Genomic DNA, 17,739 nt, shown 5'->3' with positions numbered 1-17,739 from the left:
GCAAGCCCGGGGTGCTGGGGTAGGCTGCGCGTTCAGCCAAGGATCTGCAGGTCTTCATCGTGTCGACAGCAACATGGAATGTGCGGCTGCTTGCCAGCGTCGTGGCGTGCGCCGCCTTCGGTACCGCCGCGCAGGCCCAGGACGCGGCCCGTGCGGCGGTGGACGCGACGGCCGTGGTGGTGGATGTGGCGGTGGCGGCCAGGACCGCCTCGCCGGCGCCCGAACGGGGGGCTGACGACCCCGCCGACGACAACGGGTCCAGCAGCGACGACCTGGAGCAGCAGGCCTACGCCGCCTACCAGGACGAGGACTGGGCGCTGGCCCGGCAGCGGATTGATGCGGCGATCGCCTTGGACCCGCGCCAGGGCAGCCTGTATCGGCTGAAGGCGTACATCGCCGGTGCCACGGACGACAACGCCGGCGTGCTGGCGGCCGCCGCGCAGGCGCTGCAGCTTGCCCCGGACGATGCCGAAGCCCTGCAGCTGCGTGGCACCGCCCGGGCGAAGCAGGGCGACACGCAGGGCGCGCTGTCGGACTACGCCGCCGCCCTGCAGGCCGGCGGGCATACCAGCAGCCTGTTCCGCAATTACCTGTTCCTGCTCAACCAAGCGCACGACAACGCCCGCATGATCGAGGTCCATACCGCGTACGAAGCGGCGTACCGCGACGACCCTGAAGGCACCGGGCAGGAGGCGGACATTCCGTTCCACGCCGCGCAGGCGTACGTCCACCTGGGCCAGCCGCGCCGCGCGGTGGAACTGCTGGACCAGGCCATCGCGCAGTCGCCGAAGGTCGCCGGCTACTACGGCAATCGCGCCATGGCGCAGCACGCGCTGGGCCGGTCCAGCCAATCGCTGGCCGACGATGCCCAGGCCATGCGGTTGGACCCGAAGGAAGCGCAGTACCCGTACAACCGCGGCGTGACCCGGCTGGACATGGGCGACGCGGCCGGCGCACTGGAGGACTTCAAGGCGGCCTTGGCACTGGGCAAGGACGATGCCGCGAACTGGCTCAACATCGGCGTGGCCGAAGACCGGCTGGGCCGAACCCGCGAAGCGGTGGCGGCCTACGACCGGGCGCTGCTGAAGGAGCCTGCCAACCCGCAGGTGCTGACCAACCGGCTGTCGCTGCTGCAGCGGACCGGCAAGGGCGCTGCCGCCGCCGCGGCGCAGGCCGCCGCGCTGCCCGCCGAAAACCAGGCGCAGCTGCTCTTCAACCAGGGGCTGGTACAGGCCAAGGCATCGAAGTGGCAGGCTGCCGCCGATCTGTTCGCACAGGCGGTGCGTCTCGATCCGGGCCTGGACACCGCATGGCTCAACCTCGGCGTGATGCAGGCCAGGCTGGGGCAGCACCAGCGTGCGCTCGATACCCTCAACGACTACATCAAACGCGCACCGCTGAAGAGCATCGGCCTGGTCAACCGCGCCGACGTGCTGCACGCGCTCGGCGACGACAGCGCGGCCGAAAAGGATCTGCTGCGGGCCGCACAGCTGGAGCCGGGCAATCTGGACATCCAGCAGCGCGTGGCCCGCCACTACAGCCGCACCGGCCAGACCGACACGGCGCGCCGCTACTATGCCCAACTGGTGAAACTGCCCGGCAACGTCGCGCCCGATGCCTTCATCAACTACACGGCGATGCTGCTGGAGCTGGGCGACACCCGTGAAGCGGCGGTGGTGGCGGCCACGGGCGTGGCGCGCTTCCCGGACAACTACGGCCTGCGCCTCAACCTTGCCAATGCGCTGGGCGACAGCGGGCAGCATGCGCAGGCGGTGGACGCCTACCGCGACGCCATGCGGCTGCAGCCCAAGCGCCTGGACGCCCACTTCAACCTGGGCAACCTGTACCTGCAGCAGCTCAACGCGCCGCGCAAGGCGGTGCAGGAATACCGCACCGCGCTGCAGCTGCAGATGGACCCGGAGGTGGACGCCGACGAACAGCGCGAGCGGCGCATGAGCATCCATCTGAACCTGGCCAGCGCCCTGGCCGACAGCGGCGATGCAAGCGCCGCACGCGCTGCGTTGCAGGCCGCCATCGACGAATCACCCGACGACTACCGGCCCTGGTTCAACCGTGCCGGGATGGCGTTGTCGGCGGGCGACCCGGCAGCGGCAAGGCCCGACTTCGACGCCGCGTGGACCCGCCTGGACGCACTGCAACGCGCGCAACCGCCGCAGGCGCAGCCGGACCCGGCGCAGCTGGAGCATGCCGGCTACCTGCTGTTCCACCTGGGGCGCACCGGCGAGGCGACCACCCACATGCAGCAGCTGCTGCAGGCGCAGCCGGACAACATCGAGGCGCAGCGCAACTACGGCTTCATGCTGCTGGACCTGGGCCGCCCGCAGGATGCCCGGCAGCTGTTCGAGCAGGCCTTCACCCGTGAGCCGGACGAAGTGGATGGCTGGATGGGGCTGCTGGCCTGCGCGATGCTGGACAGTGACCCCACCCACCTGGCCCGGTTGAAGCAGCAGTTCGGCCAGCGCTTCAACGGCCGCTACCGGCTGGCCGACGAACTGCCCACGCACTTGATGCGCACCGAAGGCTACTGGTACTCCGATCGCTTCGTGCAGCTCTGGCGGCAACTGATGGCGGCCGGGTGAGCGCGAAGCGCCCGGGTGCGATGCCCTGCAACGGCAGGGCTGGCTGGACCAACGACGATCAGAAGGACAGTGCGGCATGTCGATCTATGCATTGAAGGGGCGTTTCCAGGACCTGCTGCGGCCGGTCGTACGCGGCCTGTACCGGATGGGGATCACCGCCAACACCGTGACCGTGGCGGCTGCCGTGGTATCGCTGGCGGTCGCCGCCGCGGTCTACGTCTGGGCCCCGGCGCAGCCGCTGTGGTACCTGGCGCTGCCGGGCTGGATGTTGCTGCGCATGGCGCTCAACGCCGTGGACGGCATGCTGGCACGCGAGTTCGGCCAGCAGTCCAGGCTGGGCGCGTATCTCAATGAATTGTGCGACCTGTTCGCCGACGCCGCGCTGTACCTCAGCCTGCTCAGCGTGCCCGGGGTCAACCCGGCCGCGTTGTGGGCGCTGGCGTGGTTGGCCGCCGTTTGCGAGTACGCTGGCGTCCTGGGGTTGATGGTGGGAGCGACCCGGCGCTACGACGGTCCGATGGGCAAGAGCGATCGCGCCTTCGTGATTGGCGTGTTGGGGGTGGTACTCGCGCCGGGCTGGATCGGTGGCAGCGTGGTGACCGGGGTGGCATGCGCCGCAGCGGCACTGTGCGTGCTGACCGCCTGGCGGCGGGTACGGAATGGATTGGCGGAGGCCGGCTGACCTGGCTTGCCCCGCCGGATGCACAACGGAGTGATGCATGCGCGGACAGGAACACCTGCAGTTTCATGGTTTCGACGGACAACCGCTGTTCTACCGCCATTGGCCTGCACCCACCCCGGGCACCTCCCGGCGGGCGGTAGTGCTGCTGCACCGTGGCCACGAACATTCCGGCCGCGTGGCGCACCTGGTCGACGAACTCGACCTGCCCGATGCCGCGATGTTCGCCTGGGATGCGCGCGGCAATGGCCAGTCGCCGGGCGAACGCGGCGATGCACCCGGGTTCGAGGCGCTGGTGCGCGACCTGGACAGCTTCATCGCGCATATCGGCCAGCAGCATGGCATTGCCGTGCAGGACATCGCCATCGTCGCGCAGAGCGTGGGTGCAGTGGTGGCGGCGACGTGGGTGCACGACTATGCGCCGCCATTGCGCGCGCTGGTACTGGCCTCGCCGGCGTTCAAGGTGAAGCTGTATGTGCCGCTTGCGGTGCCCGGCCTGAAGCTGATGCAGAAACTGCGCGGCAACTTCTTCGTCAACAGCTACGTCAAGCCGCAGTGGCTGACGCATGACCCCGAACGCGTCGCAAGCTACCGCACTGACCCGCTGATCACCCGGCCCATCTCGGTACGCGTGCTGCTGGGGTTGTACGAAGCGGCGGCGCGTGTGGTGGGGGATGCGCAAGCCATCACCGTGCCCACCCAGCTGCTGGTGTCCGGTGCCGACTTCGTGGTGCACCGCGCGCCGCAGGACCGCTTCTACGAGCGCCTGTCGTCGCCGCTGAAGGAACGCCACCTGCTGCCCGGCTTCTTCCACGACACCTTGGGCGAGCGCGACCGCGCGCCGGCCATCGCCGCCGTACGCCGTTTCATCAGCGCCCGCTTCGCCGCGCCGCTGGTGCGGCCCAGCCTGCGCGACGCACACCGCCAGGGCCCCACCTTCAACGAGGCCGACGTACTGGCCTGGCCCCCGCAGCGCAACAGCCTGCAGGACCTGTACTGGCGCTTCACCCGCGCCGGGCTGCGCTTCGGCGGCACGCTCTCCGAGGGCATCGCGCTGGGCTTGAGTACCGGTTTCGATTCCGGCAGCACGCTGGATTACATCTACCGTGATGAAGCACGCGGGCGTGGTCCGCTCGGGCGCATGGTGGATCGCAACTATCTCGATGCGATCGGCTGGCGTGGCATCCGCATACGCCGCAGCCATGTGCGCGAGCTGCTGCAGCTGGCGGCACTGCACCTGCATGGCGAAGGCCGTGCGGTGCGCGTACTCGACGTGGCGGCCGGGCACGGGCGTTATGCGCTGGACGCGCTTGCGCAGGGCGAGCAGCGCGCCGAATCGATCCAGCTGCGTGATTTCAGCGAGATCAACGTGGTGCAGGGTCGCGCCCTGATCAACGCGTTCGGCGCGGCCGACATCGCCACCTTCGAACAGGGCGATGCGTTCGACGCCGATGCCCTGGCCGCGTTGCCGGTGGCGCCCACGCTGTCGATCGTATCGGGCCTGTACGAATTGTTCGCCGACAACGATGCCGTATCGCGCTCGCTGCAGGGCATTGCCGCCGCCATGCGCGACGGCGGCTACCTGGTGTACACCGGGCAGCCGTGGCACCCGCAGCTGGAGTTCATCGCCCGCGCGCTGACCAGCCATCGCGAAGGCGCGGCGTGGGTGATGCGGCGCCGTACCCAGCAGGAGATGGATGAACTGGTGCGGCTGGCCGGCTTCGAGAAGGTGACCCAGCGTATCGATCGCTTCGGCATCTTCACCGTGTCGCTGGCACGCCGGGTGCGGCATGACTGAGCTGGGCCGTCCGTGGCGGCGCGCGCTGCTGTGGCTGGCGCTGCTGGGGCCGTTCTTCTTCCTCAGCTACGGCATGGCCAATGCACTGGCCGCACGGCTGCCGTTCGTGCCCTCGATCGTGTTCGGCTGGGAGGCGAAGATCCCCTTCCAGGCGTGGACCATCGTGCCGTACTGGTCCATCGACCTGTTCTACGTGGCTTCGTTCTTCATCTGCGCCCACCGCGCCGAGCTGGACATGCATGCGCGCCGGCTGTTGAGTGCGCAGCTGCTGTCGGTGGGCTGCTTCCTGCTGTGGCCGCTGCGCTTCAGCCTGGAGCGGCCGGAAACCGGCGGCGTGTTCGGCTGGCTGTTCGATGTGCTGCTCGGCTTCGACAAGCCGTTCAACCAGGCCCCATCGCTGCACATCGTGCTGCTGGTGGTGCTGTGGGTGCGTTACCAGCAGCACCTGCACGGCATGTGGCGTACCGCGCTGCACGTCTGGTTCGCATTGATCGGGCTGTCGGTGCTCACCACCTGGCAGCATCACTTCATCGATGTTCCCACCGGTGTGGCCGTGGGCTGGTTGTGCGTGTGGCTGTGGCCGGCACAGGGGTCTTCGCCCCTGCCGCAGTGGCACTGGGCGCGCGAGCCCACGCGCTGGCGGCTGGCACTGCTGTACGCGCTGGGCAGCGCGGGCTGCGCGGCCGTTGCCGTGGTGTTCGGCGGTTGGGCGTTGTGGCTGGCCTGGCCGGCGCTTTCGCTGCTGCTGGTCGCGCTGGCCTACGCCGGCCTGGGCACGGCGGTATTCCAGAAGCAGGAAGATGGCCGCCTGAGCATGGCCGCCAGCTGGCTGCTGGCCCCGTATCTGTGGGCCGCGTGGGCCAACTCGCGCTGGTGGACGCGGCGCGCGCCGCAGCCGCAGCTGGTGATCGACGGGGTGTGGCTGGGGCGCATGCCCGACGCAGGTGCACCCCTGCAGATGCCCACCGTGGTGGATGTCTGCGCCGAGCTGCCGTTCCGCGGCCGCGCGCGCCACTACCGCCACGTGGCGATGCTGGACCTGGCCACGCCCACCCCGGAATCACTGCGCCAGGCCGCCGACGCCATCGCCCACGGGCACCGCCGGGGTGCGGTGCTGGTGTGCTGCGCGCTGGGCTATTCGCGCAGTGCCGCGGCGGTGGCCACCTGGCTGTGCCGCAGCGGGCATGCCGGCAGCGCAGATGAAGCGATCACGCTGCTGGCGCAGGACTGCCCCTGGGTGGTGTTGAAGGCGCGGCATCGCCGCGCCATCGAGCAGGCGGTGCAGCTGCAGGCCGCCAACGGCCCGTTCAAGGTGAACGCATGAGCGGGATGTTGCAGGTTCGCATCATGGCGGCGCTGTTGCGCCAGGGCAGGGTGGCGTCGGTAGTGTCGGCAGTGCTGGGTGCCACCGCACTGGCGCTGCTGTGCCTGCCGCCGATGACGGCGGTGTCCGTGCTGCTGGCGGCGCTGTCGCTGCTGGCCGGCAGCGTGCAGGCGTATTTCGCGGTGCGGGTGGGCTTCGACCAGGCGCTGCTGGAGGCCTTCGCGGCCACCCAGAGCGATCCCTCGCCGGCACCGATCGACGCCGCGCTGGACGCGCTGTCGCTGCGGCCTGCCGGTGCCACCTGCCGCGACTGGCCGGCGTGCTGGCGGGGCATGCGCGCGTTGCTGCGCAGCCAGCTGCTGGCGCTGCTTGTGCAGGCGCTGCTGCTTGGGTTGGCCTTGTGGTTGCGGTGGCAGGCATGAGGCAGGACAGGAGACACGTTCATGCTGGCTGATCTGGTGGCACGCGGCTGCAGCGGTGCAATCCGTACCCTCACCGGCGCCCGCGCGCTGTGGCAGGGCTGCGCCCCGTCCAGCGAGCACCGCGTCTATTACGGCAACCATGCCAGCCACGGCGACTTCGTGCTGATCTGGTCGTCCTTGCCTGCGGGCCTGCGCAGGCAGGTGCGGCCGGTGGCCGCGGCCGACTACTGGCAGCGCGACGGGCTGCGCCGGTATCTCATCCACGCGGTGTTCAACGGCGTGCTGATCGAACGCGACGCCAGCGCCCGCCAGCAGGATCCGATCGCATGCCTGTGCCAGGCCGTGGACGAAGGCAATTCGCTGATCCTGTTCCCCGAAGGCACCCGCAATACCGACGAAGGCGTGCTGCCGTTCAAGAGCGGCATCTACCACCTGGCGCGGCAACGCCCGGAACTGGAGTTCGTGCCGGTGTGGATCGACAACCTCAAGCGGGTCATGCCCAAGGGCCGCTGGTTGCCGTTGCCGCTGCTGTGCACCACCACCTTCGGTGAGCCGCTGCGGCTCAAGGCCGATGAAGACAAGCAGCACTTCCTCGAACGCGCGCGCGACGCGCTGCTGGCGCTGGATCCGCAGCCGCGCCGGGGGCGCGCATGAACGCGCTGCAGGGCGTGGCCACGCAGGTCGCGGGACTGTCCACGCATGCGCAGACGCGGCTGCTGTTTGCCTGCATCGCCGGCGTGCTGGTGGTGGCCACGGTCATCGCCGAGACACTGCGCTGGCGTTCGCGGCATGCGCCCAGCAGCGTGCTGGCCAACCTGGTGTCGCGCATCCGCGCGTGGTGGGTGATGGCCGCCGTGGTGGCCGTGGCGTTCTTCTTCGGTCGTACCGGCGTCATCATCCTGTTTGCCGGCGTATCGTTGTTCGCGCTGCGCGAATTCATCACCCTGACCCCGACCCGCGCCGGCGATTATTACGCGCTGCTGGCGGCGTTCTACATCGTGCTGCCCTGGCAGTACTGGCTGGTGTGGACCGACTGGTACGGCATGTACACCCTGCTGATCCCGGTGTACGCGTTCCTGTTCCTGCCCATCCTGGCCACCATCGGCGGTGACACCACCGACTACCTGGAGCGCACGTCCAAGGTGCAGTGGGGGCTGATGATCTGCGTGTTCTGCATCTCGCACGTGCCCGCGCTGCTGAACCTGCGGCTGGACGGCGTGGAGCCGGCGCGCAACCTGCTGCTGTTCGCCTTCCTGGTGATCGTGGTGCAGTCCTCGGACGTGCTGCAGTACATCTGGGGCAAGCTGCTGGGTCGCCACCTGATCGCGCCGAAGCTGTCGCCGTCGAAAACGGTGGAAGGGTTCGTCGGCGGGGTGCTGTCGGCCAGCGCGCTGGGCGCGGCGCTGTGGTGGCTGACGCCGTTCACGCCGTGGCAGGCGTTCGGCATGTCGCTGGCGATCAATCTGATGGGATTCTGGGGTGGCCTGGTGATGTCGGCAATCAAGCGCGATCGCGGCATCAAGGATTGGGGCCACATGATCGAGGGCCATGGCGGCATGCTCGACCGGTTGGATTCGGTGTGTTTCGCCGCACCGGTATTCTTCCACCTGGTCCGGTATTTCTGGGGGTAGGCATCGACCGTTGGTCGATGCAATGCCGTTACGCTAGGTAGCGATGCCGTACTCTTTCAGCTTCTTGCGCAGCGTGGCGCGGTGGATGCCCAGCATCGCCGCGGCGCGGCTCTGGTTGCCTTCGCAATGGTTGAGCACTTCCACGAACAGCGGAATTTCCATCTCGCGCAGGACGATCTCGTACACGTCGTCGGCATCGCATCCATCCAGGTCCCGCAGGTAGCGCCGGACCGACTGGGCCACGTGTTCGCGCAGCGGTGGCTTGGGCGCGCCACGACTATTGTCAGGACGAGAAAGGACAGCGTTCAAGGAGGTTCCCGGTGCGGAAGCCAGGGCGGACCACAGCCCTGGCTGAAAATTGGAAGGGGGCCAGTCTAGCGCGTGGGTCGCCGGACCGCCACGCTCGTCGACAGGACGCCGGGTTACAGGAAGTCGAAGGTGAATGCGACGGTGGACGCGGCAGGCTCGCGGACACGGAACGCGATCTGCGTGCTCTGGCCCGGTTCCAGCAGGGCTGCGGCATCGGCAGCCGGGTCCAGATAGTCGCGCGGCGCGAACACACTGGTGCCGATCACGCGGCCATCGGCGTCGGACAGCGACAGGCGCAGCGACGGCCAGGATTGTGCCCAGCGCGCATCGTTGCGGAAGCTGGCCTGCACCTGCAGCGCCCCGGGTTGCCCGGGGACCGGCCGCACGTCGCGGCTGATCATGCTGAAGGCGGTGGGTTCCTGCCAGGCCGGCAGGCTGCAGCGCAGGACGCCGCACAGCCCGGCAATCCACGGCCGGCTGCCCGCGTCGGCGGCCAGGCGGGCGCGGTCGGCCACGGCGATCTGCAGGGACAACAGCACCACCAGCCCGCCCACCAGTCCCCACTGCCAGCGCGGGGTATGCAGCCGCGCGCCCGGCAGGCGCAGGAAGCTGGGGGCAGGCGTTGCGGCCGGCTCGTCTGCTGTCGTGGGAGTGTCGCGGTCGCGGTCGACGGCATCCACGGGCGCCGGTGCGTCATTTACTTCAACGTGTGCGTCCCCGGTCACGGCCGCGTCCACGGCCTCGGTCGCCGCGTCCGGTTCAGTGACGCGTACATCTGCCAACGCGTCGCCTGCGTCATCCGGTCGCGCCGCCGTCTCCGACGCCGGCAATGCATGCGCATCGTCCACCGCCGGCGTGTCCTCGGTCGAGGCGCGCAGGAAGGTGGCCAGCGGGCGGCGGGGTGGCGGGGTCGGCTCGGTCATCGCGTCACGCTCGGGCGAGGGTCACGCCATTCAAGCACGACGGACGCCGGTGATGCGCATCCAGTCGTCGTCGCGGGCAACCTCAAGCTGTTCGAACCAGGGCGCGTAGCGCACCAGCAATTCGTCTTCCTGTCCGTGCAGAATGCCCGACAAGGCGATGCGGCCACCTGGCGCCACGCGCGCGGCAAGCACCTCGGCCAGCGCGTCCAGTGCCGACGCCAGGATGTTGGCCACCACCACCGGGTAGGTGGCCTGCGGTTCGTCGGCCGGCAGGTAGACCTGCACGCGGTCCTGCAGTCCGTTGCGTTCGGCGTTGTCGCCGGTGGCGATCAGCGCCTGCGGGTCATTGTCCACGCCCACCGCACCGGCCGCGCCCAGCTTCACCGCAGCCAGGGCAAGGATGCCCGAGCCGCAGCCGAAATCGAGCACGGTCTGCTCGACCAGCAGCCCTTCGGCGGACAGGCCATCCAGCCAGCGCAGGCACAGCGCGGTGGTGGGGTGCGTGCCCGAGCCGAAGGCCAGGCCCGGATCAAGGCGCACCACCGCCGCGTTGGCGGCCTGCGCCGCCTCCGGCAGTTCATGGTTCCACGGCACGATCCAGGTGCGTTCGCCGAACGACATCGGCTGGAACTGGTCCAGCCACGCGCGCTCCCAGTCCTCGTCCTGCACGGTGCGGAAGCTCGCGTTGCTCCATTCCAGGCCGGGGTCGAAGGCTTCCAGCGCCGCCAGCAGGGCCAGCGCATTGGTGTCGGCCGGGAACAGCGCCGAGAGCACCAGATCATTCCACAGCGGGGTCTCGCCCACGCCGGGCTCCAGAATGGCGCGCTCGTTGCTGGTATCGGCATCGGCGTCGAGCAGGGTCACCGCCAGCGCGCCGACGTCGTCCAGCGCATTCTCGTAGCGGGGCTGGGTGGCTTCGGTGCAGTGGAGGGTGAGTTCCAGGAACGGCATGGGCGGAAAGAACCTGCGGAAAAACGTGAATGCTAGACCATTGTGGCGCCGCGCGGCTGCACCGGTCTCGCCGCTGGTTGAGAATTCAGGCGGCCGCTTGTTCAGACAGGGGCGGCCGGCATTGATAAACTGCGCCCCACCTGTTGTCCCTCCTTCCTTTCCGGTCCTGCGCATGGCGCTCGTGCCTACCGTCAAAACCTGGCTGCTGGTGGTACCGGCCCTGGCGTTGCTGGGGGTGGTGGGCTACCGCGCCGGTGGCCGCGCGCTGCAGGTGGAGCATCCGGCGGCGACGATGAACGAGGTGCCGATGGGCACCCTTGCCGCAGCGCCGCCGCAGCCGCAGCAACTGGCCCGCCAGCTGCTCGCGCGCGAGCCCGGCACGGCCGTGCCTTCGGGGCTGCCGCTTGACCTCCGCGCCGACATCGAAGGCGACAGCGACCTGTTCGCGTACGCGCAGCGGCTGCGCCTGCAGGCGGCCAACGGCAATGCCGAAGCGGGTTGGATGGTCAGCCGTGTCTACGACTACTGCGCCATCTACGCGATGGATCCAGGCGGCTACCAGCTCGACAACAACGTGCTGACCGGCCTGGGCATGAGTGCCTCCTCGCCGATGGTGCAGGCGCGCGAGCGCGTGGCCCGGCGCTGCAGTGGCTTCGTGGCCAGCGATGGGCTGGGCCGGCAGCTGATCCTGACCCAGCGCCTGCTGGCGGCCAAGGCCGGCAACCTGGCGGCCGAAGCGGCATTGCTGGCCGATGGCCAGCCCTTGCAGGACAGCCCCGACTACCGGCGTGGGCTGGTTGAACGGGTCATGGATTCGCGTGATCCGGAGGCCTTCATGGCCCTGTCCACCGCCATGGGTCAACGTGCCAGCGGTGACCAGGCGATGGAAGGCATGGTTGCCGGCGACCAGTTCAGCGAGCTCGCGTGGCGGCTGGCCGCCTGCGAGCTGGGCATGGCGTGCGGCGCCGACAGTGTGTTGATGAACAATTTCTGCGCGAACGGAGGGATCTGTTCGCAGGACGGTGGGCAGGACTTTGCCACTTTCGTGTATGACGCTGCGGTATCGCGGCAAGGTGCGGGGAAAATGAAGACGTTGGTGGAACAGTTGATCAAGCGGAGCAACGGGCGATGAATTACCGTCGATTCCTGCATGGCGCCAAGTTCTGGTTCTGGGTAGCGCTGTTCGTGGCGTACTCGGCCGGTGCGGTGGGTCTGGTCATGATCGATACCTACGACGACCGTTACCGGCAGTTGTCCAAGGTGCAGTTGACCTCGGTAAAGGCGCAGGAAGACGTGCGTCGCGCCGGTGCCAGCCAGGTGGCCGCGGTGTACCGCGCGCAGAGCGGCATGCCGTTCGCCGCGCTGCCGGCCGGCAGCACCTTCCAGGTGGTGTGGCCGGACGGTTCGACCGAGACCATGGTCATCGTGGACCCGACCTCGTCGCTTGGCGTGGCCCCGATCAAGAACACGCAGGTGACCGCTGCCGATGCCCCGCGCTGAAGCGCCTGCCTGGCGCTGCGGCGCCGGGCACGTGGTGTCGTTGTCGTGCTTCTGACGTAACCGGCGCAGCTCGCACCGGCGCAGCCGTTGCGTTCTGCGCCATTGCAACCATCAACTGGACAGGTACGCGGTGTGCGCCTTTCATGGGCGACTCACCAGGAGCCTGTCTTGCCCAAATGCCCCGAACAGATACGCCGGACCTGCGGCACCTTCCGGCTGGACAGCAATAAAGGGCGGTGCGTTGCACGCGGCACGGGCGCGACGGCAACAAAGGCGCAGCTGTTCGTGGTGCTGTTGCTGGTGACCAATGTCGCCACCAATGTCGCCACCACTACCACTGCCGCCGCCACGCCACGCCGCATGACCCGCACGGTGCCTGCGGCGGCGAACGACACTGTGGCCACCGTTCCGTGCCCGCCAACGCCGCCGCTGACGTGGCCGGTGGTGTTGCACGACGTCGCCCAATGGGCCCGGGCACCGGCGGAGACCGCCTATGAAGCGGGCCGCAACGCGTACTACGAACTCACCGACCGTCGTTGCCCGCCACCGGAAAGCCGCGGTGAGCAGATCGCGCTGCAACTGGTCGACATGGCGTTCACGCAGCTGGAGATCGACTTGTTCGGGCCGGAAGTCCCCGTCGCGTTGCATGAGGGCGCAGCCGCGTTGGACGCGTTGGGCAATGCGCTTGAGGACAAGCCCTTGGACGAAGGCCTTCTCGAGGAGATGCTGATGGCGCAGGGTGGCCTCAAGCCGGAGGCATCCGGGGGCGGCCTGTGGGGTGCCGGCACACCGGGTGAGATCCGCCTCTCCAGCCGCGCGGCACAGGCTGTCGGCGAAGGACCGGCGCTGGACCCTGCGTGGATCCAGTCCGACCTGCACGACGCACGCGGCCTGCTGCGCTACCGCGATCCGGCGACCGGTGAAACGGGCCTTGCATTGGCGTCGGCCGGACGTTTCCACGCCGTGCAGGATCTGCATGGCCCAGGCCTCACGGTGGCAGGTACCGCACTTGAGGCCCAGGATGGCCTCTATTGGCCGCGACGCCGGGAGACGACCGAAGAGGTCCATGACGAAACGGCCGAAGCGCGCAGCCTGCGTTGCCGGCGAGCCCCCGGTGCTGCCTGTGCGGTGCCGGCATCCGTGTACTCCAGCGAGCTTGAATCACTGCTCCAGGCGCATCATGGGCAAGGACTTTCCTCGGCACAGGCGCTGCGGCGCGGCATCCACCCCGATCCCGAAAGACCAGGGTGGTATGTGCGCGTGCATGAGGGCCAGCGCAAACCGTTCCTGCGCTTCCAGGACCGCTACTTCCGCGTCAGACCGTACCGGCTTGGCACCTGCGAGCGCCTGGCCGTGCACGTGCCCCGCGTCTCCCACATTGCCGGTGTGCGCCTGGCACGTCCCTTGGGCGGCGAGCGCCTGGTCGACGTCGCCGAGTCGCCGGCCACCCACGGTCCGCAGTTCATGACCCAGGCTGAATTCAACGTACGCTTCCGCGGTTTCAGCAGTCTCGACGGTGCACAGGTCTACGAACAGGCGGTGCGCAATGCGCCGAATGTGCACCTTACCCAGGCCGAGCATCGCGCGATCCTGGGGTATGCCACTGCGGAGCACCCGGCACTGGACGACTTCCATCGCCACGGTGCAACGTACCCCTGGCAGCGCCAGGCGTTCGTGCAGCAGACCCAGGACATCCGCAGCGGACTGGCCCAGATAGCACCGCATGCCGGAGCGGTATACCGGGGCGCGATGGTGCAGGCCGACGCGCTGGAGGGCCTCAGCGCCGGGCACACCGTGTACTTCCATACGTTCGTGCGCGCGTCAGGCGAGCGCGACGTCGCCGTGCGGCAGCTGGACGCACGCGCCGTACCCGCCGGCCACGTGCCGCTGCTGGTGACGCTGCGCATGACCCGCGGCGCGCACCCGATCGGCCTGTTTACCGTGCAGGACGAGGCGGAAGTGCTGATCGACCTCGGTCGGGTGTTCAAGGTCGTGCGCGTGGGCGGAGGCGAGCTGGAGCTGGAGGAGGTCGGCTCGGTGCGCCAGGCGTTCGGGCAGGCCGGCGCGCACATTCTCGATCTGTCATGAGCGCTGGCCACACACCAGAACGCCCGGCGCAAAGCACCGGGCGTCCAGATGGGGCAGGGCAGCCATGCATGGCTGCCGGGTGGATCAGGTCAACGCGATCGACTTGGTCTTGCGCTCGGCCAGGCGCTTTTCGAGGTAGTGGATGTTCTGCCCACCGGCCTGGAAGCCCTTGTCACGCATGATGCGCTGCTGCAGCGCCACGTTGGTCTTGATGCCGTCCACCACCATCTCGCTCAGCGCCACGCGCATGCGCGCAATGGCCGTTTCGCGGTCCGGACCGTGCACGATCAGCTTGCCGATCATCGAGTCGTAGTTCGGCGGCACGCGGTAACCCGCATAGATGTGGGTATCCACGCGCACGCCGGGACCACCCGGCGGATGGAAGGCGGTGATCTGGCCCGGGCTCGGCACGAAGGTTTCAGCGTCTTCGGCGTTGATGCGGCATTCGATCGCGTGGCCGTTCAGCACGATGTCGCTCTGCTTGATCGACAGCTTCTGGCCCGCGGCAATCTTCAGCTGCTCCACCACCAGATCGATGCCGGTCACCATCTCGGTCACCGGATGCTCCACCTGGATACGGGTGTTCATTTCGATGAAGTAGAAGTGGCCGTCCTCGTAGAGGAACTCGAACGTACCTGCGCCGCGGTAGCCGATGCGCACGCACGCCTCGGTGCATACCTTGCCGATCTGCTCGCGCTGTTCGGCGCTGATGCCCGGTGCCGGTGCTTCTTCCACCACCTTCTGGTGGCGGCGCTGCATGGAGCAGTCGCGCTCACCCAGGTGAATGGCGTTGCCCTGGCCGTCGGCCAGCACCTGGATCTCCACGTGGCGCGGATTCTCCAGGAACTTCTCCATGTACACCTCACCATTGCCGAACGCGGCCTTGGCCTCGCTCTTGGTGGTTTCGATGGAGGTCTTCAGCGACGCCTCGGCATGCACCACGCGCATGCCGCGACCACCGCCACCGCCGGCCGCCTTGATGATGACCGGGTAGCCGATCTCACGGGCGATCTTGGTGTTGGCCACGATGTCTTCGCCCAGCGGACCGCCCGAGCCGGGCACGCACGGCACGCCGGCGGCCTTCATCGCGCGGATCGCTTCCACCTTGTCGCCCATCATGCGGATGGTGTCCGCCTTCGGGCCGATGAAGATGAAACCGGACTCTTCCACGCGCTCGGCGAAGTCGGCGTTCTCCGACAGGAAGCCGTAGCCCGGGTGGATGGCCTGGGCATCGGTGACTTCCGCCGCTGCGATCAGCGCCGGAATGTTGAGGTAGCTTTCCGGCGACGGTGCCGGACCAATGCAGACCGACTCGTCGGCCATGGCCACGTGCTTGAGGTTGCGGTCGACCGTGGAATGCACGGCCACCGTGCGGATGCCCAGGGTGTGGCACGCGCGCAGAATGCGCAGCGCGATCTCCCCTCGGTTGGCAATAACGACTTTGTCGAGCATGGACGGATCCTTAGCCGATCACGAACAGCGGCTGGTCGAATTCGACCGGCTGGCCGTTTTCACCCAGGATGGCCACGATGGTGCCGGAAGCATCGGCTTCGATCGGGTTGAACATCTTCATCGCTTCGATGATCGCCAGCGTTTCACCGGCCTTGACCTGCTGGCCCACCGACACGAAGGCCGGCTTGTCCGGCGCGGACGAGGTGTAGAAGGTGCCCACCATCGGCGAGCGCAGCACGTGGCCTTCCGGCAGTACCGGGCCCGGCTTGGCGGTGCCACCGGTGGAGGCTTCGGTCGGCGACTGCATCGGCATCGCCGGTGCGGCGGCGGCGGCGGCGGGGGCCGGTGCCGGGGCCATCATCATCTGCGGGGCCTGCATCATGCCGTAGCCCGACACCGGGGCGCGCGACAGGCGCACGGACTCTTCGCCTTCCTTGATTTCGATTTCGGCAAGGTTCGACTCTTCAAGCAGGTCGATCAGCTTCTTGATTTTGCGGAGATCCATAGGGGCCTCTGGGTTTTGATGTCAGTGTGGTGGGAAGCGCGTAGCGCTCGGGTCAATAGGGTTCAGGCAGTTGCCAACCGCGCCAGCGCTGCGTCCATCGCGTAGCGGTAGCTGTCCGCGCCGAAGCCGCAGATCACGCCCACGGCCTTGTCGCTGAAATAGCTGTGCTGGCGGAACGGCTCGCGCGCGTGCGGGTTCGAGAGGTGGATTTCGATGAACGGCACCTCCACCGCGGCCAGCGCATCGCGCAGGGCCACCGAGGTATGGGTGAATGCGGCCGGGTTGATCAGGATGAAGGTGGTACCGTCGGTACGGGCGGCCTGCACCCGGTCCACCAGCACATGCTCGGCGTTGGACTGCAGGCTTTCCACCGCGTGCCCGGCGCCCTGCGCCTGGGCCAGCAGGGCCTGGTCGATCTGCGCCAGCGTGGTGTGCCCATACACCCCCGGCTCGCGCGTACCGAGCAGGTTGAGGTTGGGGCCATGCAGGACCAGCAGTTTCGCCATGGGGACCACGGAGCGGGAAAGGGCGAAGTCTGGCGGAACCGGTGGATGGTGTCCAGTTCGGCGAAGTTACGCGCGTTTCAATCGGTCGTTTGAAATTTGGGGCGAGGGCTTGGAGTGACAGGCTTATGGGCGAAGGCGGCCAGCTCCTCCGCCTGACCCTCCGGGAAGGATTCCTTGAGCAGGTCCAGCAGCGCCGACACCCGTGAGCTGAGCAGGCGCCGCGACGGGTACAACGCCCATATCTCGATGGGCGGGGCCTTCGCATGTCCCCACAGCACCAATGCGCCCTCCCTGAGATCGTCGGCAACCAGCGAGAAGGGCAGCATCGCCGCGCCGGTGCCTGCGCGTACGGCATCGCGCACCATGGTCAATGCGCCCAGGCGCAGCACCGGTTGCACCGCGATCCGCATCTCGCCACGCGGCGTCACCAGGTCCCAACCGGTGGCATCGCTGGTCGGCCGGAACACGGCGGGTGCCGTCGCGCCCATCGCGGGCAGGGGCAGGTCCGGGGGCGCCACCGCCACCAGCCGGTCCCGGATCAGCACCCGCCCCACCAGCCGCTCATCCGGATCCGGATTGACCCGTATCACCAGGTCATAGCCTTCTTCCACCATATCCACGGCGCGGTCTTCGGTGGTGACATCGAGCCGCACCTGCGGGTAGCGCTTCACGAACTCGGCGGCGATCCTGCCCAGCGCCATCTGCGAGAACAGCATCGGTGCGCTCACGCGCAGCCGGCCACGGGGTGTGTCGCCGCCCGAGGCAATGGACGTGGCCGCCTCATCCAGCTCGGTAAGCAGCGTCTCCGTGCGCTCGAACAGCGCTCGGCCTTCCTCGGTGAGCTTCAGCGTGTGCGAGCCGCGCTCGAACAGCCGCACCCCCAGGCTGGCCTCCAGCTCACCCACGCGCCGCGACAGCGTCGCCTTGGGGCGGTCGGCCGCGCGCGCTGCACGGCCAAAGCCGCCGTGGCGCGCCACCAGGTTGAAGTCGGCCAGGGCCAGCAGGTCCATGTGTTCCACCAGCGAGACGGGTGGTCCAAGTATATGGGCTA

17 protein-coding genes are annotated in these 17,739 nt (G+C 68.4%); 10 read left to right on the top strand and 7 right to left on the bottom strand.

Translation table 11 applies throughout. The features are described 5' to 3' along the window. Positions 1–59: 59 nt before the first annotated feature. From AC3ITN_RS17735 to AC3ITN_RS17705, 7 genes are all read left to right on the top strand, one after another. The gene (locus AC3ITN_RS17735) at positions 60–2,600 is read left to right on the top strand and encodes a tetratricopeptide repeat protein (protein WP_489391366.1); all 2,541 of its coding nucleotides are present in this window, start codon (positions 60–62) and stop codon (positions 2,598–2,600) included. 76 nt (positions 2,601–2,676) lie between these two features. After that, on the top strand, positions 2,677–3,282 hold the full coding sequence (locus AC3ITN_RS17730) for a CDP-alcohol phosphatidyltransferase family protein (protein ID WP_489391365.1): 606 nt from the start codon (positions 2,677–2,679) through the stop codon (positions 3,280–3,282). A 37-nt stretch (positions 3,283–3,319) separates the two neighbouring features. Beyond that, on the top strand, positions 3,320–5,077 hold the full coding sequence (locus tag AC3ITN_RS17725) for a bifunctional alpha/beta hydrolase/class I SAM-dependent methyltransferase (RefSeq protein ID WP_489391364.1): 1,758 nt from the start codon (positions 3,320–3,322) through the stop codon (positions 5,075–5,077). Then, entirely contained in the window at positions 5,070–6,401 is a 1,332-nt protein-coding gene (locus AC3ITN_RS17720; protein ID WP_489391363.1) for a phosphatase PAP2/dual specificity phosphatase family protein, read from the top strand. Before AC3ITN_RS17725 ends, AC3ITN_RS17720 begins: the two co-directional genes overlap by 8 nt. Next, positions 6,398–6,823: a hypothetical protein gene (locus AC3ITN_RS17715; protein ID WP_489391362.1), complete on the top strand. Its 426-nt coding sequence runs from the start codon at positions 6,398–6,400 to the stop codon at positions 6,821–6,823. The genes AC3ITN_RS17720 and AC3ITN_RS17715 overlap by 4 nt, the downstream gene beginning before the upstream one ends. Before the next feature lie 21 nt (positions 6,824–6,844). Continuing rightward, positions 6,845–7,477: a lysophospholipid acyltransferase family protein gene (locus tag AC3ITN_RS17710; protein ID WP_313344281.1), complete on the top strand. Its 633-nt coding sequence runs from the start codon at positions 6,845–6,847 to the stop codon at positions 7,475–7,477. After that, a complete protein-coding gene (locus AC3ITN_RS17705) occupies positions 7,474–8,454 on the top strand; it encodes a phosphatidate cytidylyltransferase (RefSeq protein WP_313344283.1) in 981 nt (326 codons plus the stop codon). Before AC3ITN_RS17710 ends, AC3ITN_RS17705 begins: the two co-directional genes overlap by 4 nt. A 33-nt stretch (positions 8,455–8,487) precedes the next feature. Here AC3ITN_RS17705 and fis read toward each other — a convergent pair whose 3' ends face one another. The 3 genes from fis to prmA form a co-directional block, all read right to left on the bottom strand. Beyond that, positions 8,488–8,763 carry a DNA-binding transcriptional regulator Fis gene (gene fis, locus AC3ITN_RS17700; RefSeq protein WP_038685853.1) on the bottom strand — a complete coding sequence of 92 codons (276 nt, stop codon included), beginning with the start codon at positions 8,761–8,763 and terminating at the stop codon, positions 8,488–8,490. A 113-nt stretch (positions 8,764–8,876) separates the two neighbouring features. Then, a complete protein-coding gene (locus tag AC3ITN_RS17695; protein WP_489391361.1) occupies positions 8,877–9,686 on the bottom strand; it encodes a DUF3426 domain-containing protein in 810 nt (269 codons plus the stop codon). A gap of 30 nt (positions 9,687–9,716) precedes the next feature. Then, the gene (prmA, locus tag AC3ITN_RS17690; RefSeq protein WP_313344288.1) at positions 9,717–10,637 is read right to left on the bottom strand and encodes a 50S ribosomal protein L11 methyltransferase; all 921 of its coding nucleotides are present in this window, start codon (positions 10,635–10,637) and stop codon (positions 9,717–9,719) included. 172 nt (positions 10,638–10,809) lie between these two features. Here prmA and AC3ITN_RS17685 point away from each other — a divergent pair, with 172 nt between their 5' ends. From AC3ITN_RS17685 to AC3ITN_RS17675, 3 genes are all read left to right on the top strand, one after another. Continuing rightward, positions 10,810–11,769, top strand: coding sequence for a hypothetical protein (locus tag AC3ITN_RS17685; RefSeq protein ID WP_489391360.1), 960 nt, complete (start codon positions 10,810–10,812; stop codon positions 11,767–11,769). Next, positions 11,766–12,137, top strand: coding sequence for a hypothetical protein (locus tag AC3ITN_RS17680; protein WP_313344293.1), 372 nt, complete (start codon positions 11,766–11,768; stop codon positions 12,135–12,137). Before AC3ITN_RS17685 ends, AC3ITN_RS17680 begins: the two co-directional genes overlap by 4 nt. Before the next feature lie 285 nt (positions 12,138–12,422). Continuing rightward, the gene (locus AC3ITN_RS17675) at positions 12,423–14,225 is read left to right on the top strand and encodes a hypothetical protein (RefSeq protein ID WP_489391359.1); all 1,803 of its coding nucleotides are present in this window, start codon (positions 12,423–12,425) and stop codon (positions 14,223–14,225) included. Positions 14,226–14,309: 84 nt separating this feature from the next. On the opposite strand, the gene accC is transcribed toward AC3ITN_RS17675, so the two are convergent. The 4 genes from accC to AC3ITN_RS17655 all read right to left on the bottom strand — a co-directional run bounded on the left by accC (position 14,310) and on the right by AC3ITN_RS17655 (position 17,698). Then, complete coding sequence (gene accC / locus AC3ITN_RS17670; RefSeq protein WP_313344299.1) at positions 14,310–15,677, bottom strand: acetyl-CoA carboxylase biotin carboxylase subunit; 1,368 nt, start codon at positions 15,675–15,677, stop codon at positions 14,310–14,312. 10 nt (positions 15,678–15,687) lie between these two features. Further along, on the bottom strand, positions 15,688–16,182 hold the full coding sequence (gene accB / locus AC3ITN_RS17665; protein WP_489391358.1) for an acetyl-CoA carboxylase biotin carboxyl carrier protein: 495 nt from the start codon (positions 16,180–16,182) through the stop codon (positions 15,688–15,690). A gap of 62 nt (positions 16,183–16,244) precedes the next feature. Further along, on the bottom strand, positions 16,245–16,688 hold the full coding sequence (gene aroQ / locus AC3ITN_RS17660; RefSeq protein WP_313344304.1) for a type II 3-dehydroquinate dehydratase: 444 nt from the start codon (positions 16,686–16,688) through the stop codon (positions 16,245–16,247). Between the two features lie 77 nt (positions 16,689–16,765). Continuing rightward, positions 16,766–17,698 (bottom strand): LysR family transcriptional regulator, encoded by a 933-nt coding sequence (locus AC3ITN_RS17655; protein ID WP_489391357.1) that lies wholly within the window; start codon positions 17,696–17,698, stop codon positions 16,766–16,768. Between the last annotated feature and the right edge of the window lie 41 nt (positions 17,699–17,739).

It is taken from the genome of Stenotrophomonas sp. KH_036_B, from assembly GCF_057839485.1.
This window is presented reverse-complemented; position numbering and strand designations above follow the sequence as displayed.

Excerpts from the sequence above, each read along its gene's own strand:
- AC3ITN_RS17705 (WP_313344283.1), top strand. The coding sequence starts at position 7,474 with ATGAACGCGCTGCAGGGCGTGGCCACGCAGGTCGCGGGACTGTCCACG.
- AC3ITN_RS17695 (WP_489391361.1), bottom strand. The coding sequence starts at position 9,686 with ATGACCGAGCCGACCCCGCCACCCCGCCGCCCGCTGGCCACCTTCCTG.
- AC3ITN_RS17685 (WP_489391360.1), top strand. The coding sequence starts at position 10,810 with ATGGCGCTCGTGCCTACCGTCAAAACCTGGCTGCTGGTGGTACCGGCC.
- accC (WP_313344299.1), bottom strand. The coding sequence starts at position 15,677 with ATGCTCGACAAAGTCGTTATTGCCAACCGAGGGGAGATCGCGCTGCGC.
- AC3ITN_RS17730 (WP_489391365.1), top strand. The coding sequence starts at position 2,677 with ATGTCGATCTATGCATTGAAGGGGCGTTTCCAGGACCTGCTGCGGCCG.
- AC3ITN_RS17655 (WP_489391357.1), bottom strand. The coding sequence starts at position 17,698 with ATGGACCTGCTGGCCCTGGCCGACTTCAACCTGGTGGCGCGCCACGGC.
- AC3ITN_RS17725 (WP_489391364.1), top strand. The coding sequence starts at position 3,320 with ATGCGCGGACAGGAACACCTGCAGTTTCATGGTTTCGACGGACAACCG.
- aroQ (WP_313344304.1), bottom strand. The coding sequence starts at position 16,688 with ATGGCGAAACTGCTGGTCCTGCATGGCCCCAACCTCAACCTGCTCGGT.
- AC3ITN_RS17715 (WP_489391362.1), top strand. The coding sequence starts at position 6,398 with ATGAGCGGGATGTTGCAGGTTCGCATCATGGCGGCGCTGTTGCGCCAG.
- AC3ITN_RS17680 (WP_313344293.1), top strand. The coding sequence starts at position 11,766 with ATGAATTACCGTCGATTCCTGCATGGCGCCAAGTTCTGGTTCTGGGTA.
- AC3ITN_RS17710 (WP_313344281.1), top strand. The coding sequence starts at position 6,845 with ATGCTGGCTGATCTGGTGGCACGCGGCTGCAGCGGTGCAATCCGTACC.
- AC3ITN_RS17720 (WP_489391363.1), top strand. The coding sequence starts at position 5,070 with ATGACTGAGCTGGGCCGTCCGTGGCGGCGCGCGCTGCTGTGGCTGGCG.
- prmA (WP_313344288.1), bottom strand. The coding sequence starts at position 10,637 with ATGCCGTTCCTGGAACTCACCCTCCACTGCACCGAAGCCACCCAGCCC.
- accB (WP_489391358.1), bottom strand. The coding sequence starts at position 16,182 with ATGGATCTCCGCAAAATCAAGAAGCTGATCGACCTGCTTGAAGAGTCG.